Below are 3112 nucleotides of genomic sequence, written 5' to 3'. Positions count from 1 at the left end.
TTGGTCAATTTTAGATGAAGCCCACATTACAATTTTGGCGGTTCATCCCGAATATCACCGTCAAGGTTTGGGTGCGGCTTTACTATATTCGCTCATTAAGACAGCTTGCGATCGCAAAATGGAGCGAGCTACCCTCGAAGTGCGAGCTTCCAACTTGGCGGCAATATCTTTATATCAAAAATTTGGCTTTCAAACAGCTGGGCGGCGGCGGCGCTACTACCAAGATAACGATGAGGATGCTTTAATTCTTTGGCTTCCAGATTTACAACACCGCAAATTTCAAGCAACTTTAGACCAATGGTATTCCATTGTCAGCGATCGCCTCGAAAAATCTTCTTGGCACTTGCTTTTTAAGTAATTCGTAATGGGCTACGCTAACGTAATTTGTAATTAAACACGAATTATATAGCTTTGCCCTCTTGAAGAGCGGGGAGGGGTTCTTGTAGCTTACTCAACTCAGAAGGACTACATTTAACTGTTGGGTATTAGTAATTTTGAATTATTGGCACTTGCGATCAGTCTCAGCAAAAAAATGTAACTTTGCTGCACCTGTTTTTATTCAAATATTTTATCTAGAAATTAAACTATATAAGTAAATCGTATATTAAATATTTTTGCTTGACATTAAAAAATATATATGTTATGTATAAGTGTTTGGGATTGAGTGAATAAACTCTCAATGTAAGCAGTGAACTGTTTGTAATAAATCCCAAAAAGGCTGGTGAACTAAAGCTCCTCAGTACACTAGCCAGATAAAAGTAGTCAATAGTTAACAATTAGCCCATCAACTCAAGTCATAGCTTCAGGATGTCTATAATCTGTTATACAGGCATCCAAAAGCTTTGCCTGTGCTAAAATCAGCATACCGGCACGACCGCAGATGATGGGATAAAGCCATGTTTGAGCGCTTCACAGAAAAAGCCATTAAGGTAATCATGCTGGCCCAAGAAGAGGCCCGCCGTTTAGGTCACAACTTTGTCGGAACCGAGCAGATCCTCCTGGGTCTGATTGGCGAAGGCACTGGAGTGGCTGCCAAGGTGCTGAAATCAATGGGCGTCAATCTCAAAGATGCCCGAATTGAAGTTGAAAAAATTATAGGACGGGGATCAGGCTTTGTTGCCGTGGAAATTCCGTTTACGCCACGGGCAAAGCGAGTTTTAGAACTCTCCTTGGAGGAAGCACGCCAACTGGGGCATAACTACATTGGCACCGAGCATCTGCTGTTGGGCCTAATCCGCGAAGGGGAAGGCGTCGCAGCCAGGGTGCTAGAAAACCTCGGTGTGGATCTATCTAAGGTAAGAACCCAAGTCATCCGCATGTTGGGAGAAACTGCCGAAGTTTCACCAGGCGGTTCATCCGGGCGCACAAAAACCCCGACTCTGGATGAATTTGGCTCAAACCTGACTCAGATGGCAATAGATAATAAGCTCGATCCAGTGGTGGGACGCGCTAAAGAAATTGAGCGAGTGATTCAGATTTTGGGTCGCCGCACAAAAAATAACCCAGTGCTGATTGGGGAACCAGGGGTTGGTAAAACAGCGATCGCTGAAGGTTTAGCTTCACGCATTGCCACTAAAGATATCCCTGACATCCTGGAAGATAAACGCGTCGTCACGCTGGACATTGGTTTGCTCGTAGCAGGAACCAAATACCGGGGTGAATTTGAAGAACGCTTGAAAAAAATCATGGATGAAATCCGCTCTGCGGGTAATGTCATTCTCGTGATTGATGAGGTACATACCTTAATTGGTGCGGGTGCAGCAGAAGGTGCTATTGACGCAGCAAATATCCTCAAGCCAGCTTTGGCCAGGGGTGAGTTGCAGTGTATCGGAGCTACAACCCTAGATGAATACCGGAAGCACATCGAGCGAGATGCAGCGCTAGAGCGGCGTTTCCAACCAGTAATGGTTGGCGAACCTACAGTTGATGAAACAATTGAAATTTTATATGGTTTGCGCGAACGCTACGAGCAACACCACAAACTGAAAATCTCCGACGAAGCATTGGTAGCGGCGGCGAAATTATCAGACCGTTACATTAGCGATCGCTTCCTCCCAGATAAAGCCATCGACTTAGTTGATGAAGCTGGTTCTAGAGTGCGCTTGATTAACTCCCAACTGCCACCCGCAGCCAAAGAGTTAGACAAAGAACTGCGTCAGATATTAAAAGAAAAAGATGACGCAGTGCGCTCTCAAGACTTTGACAAAGCTGGGGGATTGCGCGATCGCGAAATGGAAATCAAAGCCGAAATCCGGGCGATCGCTCAAAGCAAGACCAATGCAACAGGCACAGAAGGTGAAGAACCTGTAGTTACAGAAGAAGACATTGCCCACATTGTCGCTTCCTGGACTGGAGTACCGGTGAACAAACTCACCGAATCTGAATCTGAAAAGCTGCTGCACATGGAAGATACCTTGCATCAGCGTTTAATTGGTCAAGACGAAGCTGTGAAGGCAGTTTCACGGGCAATTCGCCGCGCTCGTGTTGGTTTGAAAAATCCCAATCGACCCATAGCTAGCTTTGTCTTCTCTGGGCCTACTGGTGTAGGTAAAACCGAGTTGGCGAAATCCTTAGCTGCTTACTTCTTCGGTTCCGAAGAAGCGATGATCCGCTTAGATATGTCCGAATACATGGAGCGTCACACCGTCAGCAAGCTGATTGGTTCGCCTCCAGGTTATGTTGGGTATAACGAAGGTGGTCAGCTAACTGAAGCCGTGCGGCGGCGTCCTTACACCGTGGTGTTGTTCGACGAAATCGAAAAAGCCCACCCCGATGTATTCAACATGCTGCTGCAAATTTTGGAAGACGGTCGGTTAACTGATGCCAAAGGTCGCACGGTGGACTTCAAGAACACCTTGCTGATTTTAACTTCCAATATTGGTTCTAAGGTAATTGAAAAAGGCGGTAGCGGTATCGGCTTTGAATTCTCCGAAGATGCCAGCGAGTCAACTTACAACCGGATTCGCTCTTTGGTGAACGAAGAACTCAAGCAGTACTTCCGTCCAGAGTTCCTCAACCGACTCGATGAAATTATCGTCTTCCGTCAGTTGAACAAGCCGGAAGTGACCCAAATCGCCGAAATTATGCTCAAGGAAGTATTTGGTCGTCTGAC

General features: G+C 46.0%; 2 protein-coding genes. Both read left to right on the top strand.

The window, feature by feature from the left end; all coding sequences use genetic code 11:
* On the top strand, positions 1 to 358 hold a 358-nt coding region (gene rimI, locus VE944_RS32945), incomplete at its 5' end, for a ribosomal protein S18-alanine N-acetyltransferase (RefSeq protein WP_324987651.1).
* 538 nt (positions 359 to 896) lie between these two features.
* The coding region (locus VE944_RS32940; protein WP_324987649.1) for an ATP-dependent Clp protease ATP-binding subunit at positions 897 to 3112 on the top strand (2216 nt) is incomplete at its 3' end.

This window comes from Nostoc sp. (genome assembly GCF_035638895.1).
Classification (GTDB): Bacteria; Cyanobacteriota; Cyanobacteriia; order Cyanobacteriales; family Nostocaceae; genus Nostoc.
The sequence above is the reverse complement of the archived record's forward strand: the minus strand, read 5'-3'. Positions and strand labels throughout refer to the sequence as shown.